This is a genomic window from Tsukamurella soli, assembly GCF_039541155.1.
Lineage (GTDB): Bacteria > Actinomycetota > Actinomycetes > Mycobacteriales > Mycobacteriaceae > Tsukamurella > Tsukamurella soli.
Genome location: NZ_BAABFR010000251.1, coordinates 1 through 980, shown reverse-complemented (window position 1 = coordinate 980; position 980 = coordinate 1). Strand labels below are relative to the sequence as shown.

Annotated in this window: 1 protein-coding gene; it reads right to left on the bottom strand. The window is 67.6% G+C overall.

Going from position 1 to position 980, the window contains the following annotated elements; all coding sequences use genetic code 11:
* Positions 1 to 980: aconitase family protein (locus tag ABD908_RS27415; RefSeq protein ID WP_345002080.1), on the bottom strand; the 980-nt coding region annotated here is incomplete at both ends.

The window sequence follows — 980 nt, the reverse complement described above, 5'->3', positions numbered from 1 at the left end:
CAGCGGCGGGGACGCGAGGTAGTTCATCTTCACGTCGGGGGAGATGCGGCCCTCGAAGTTGCGGTTACCCGAGAGCACCGCGACCACGGTCAGGTCCTCCTCGTTGACCGCCCGGGAGATCTCGTCCTCCAGCGGGCCGGTGTTGCCGATGCAGGTGGTGCAGCCATAGCCGCCGAGGTAGAAGCCGAGCTTCTCCAGGTACGGCCACAGGCCGGCCTTCTCGTAGTAGTCGGTGACCACCTGCGAGCCGGGCGCCATGTTGGTCTTGACCCACGGCTTGGACGTCAGCCCCTTCTCCACGGCGTTGCGGGCGACCAGGCCGGCGCCGATCATCACCGAGGGGTTCGACGTGTTGGTGCACGAGGTGATGCCCGCGACCGCGACCGCACCGTGATCGAGGACGAAGGTCCCCCGCTCACCCGTGACGGTGACCGGCTTCGACGGACGCCCCTGCGCGCCATTCGCGGCCGAATGCACCCGCACCGCACCGTCGTCGGCGAACGACAGCGCCACCGGATCGGATGCCGGGAACGACTCCTCCTCGGCCTCGTCCAACTGGGTATGCGGGGTCGGGTCGTGTCGCTCGACGTAGTTGTGGATGTCCTTGCGGAACGCGGTCTTCGACTCCGACAACAGGATCCGGTCCTGCGGACGCTTCGGGCCGGCGATCGACGGCACCACCGTCGACAGGTCCAGCTCGAGATACTCCGAGAACACCGGTTCGCGGTCGGGGTCGTGCCACATGCCCTGTTCCTTGGCGTACGCCTCCACCAGCGCGAGCTCCTGGTCGGTGCGCCCGGTCAGCCGCAGGTAGTTGATGGTCTCCCCGTCGATCGGGAAGATCGCGCAGGTCGACCCGAACTCCGGGCTCATGTTGCCCAACGTCGCACGGTTGGCCAGCGGCACCTCGGCGACACCCTCACCGTAGAACTCGACGAACTTGCCGACCACCCCGTGCCGACGCAGCATGTCCGTCACCG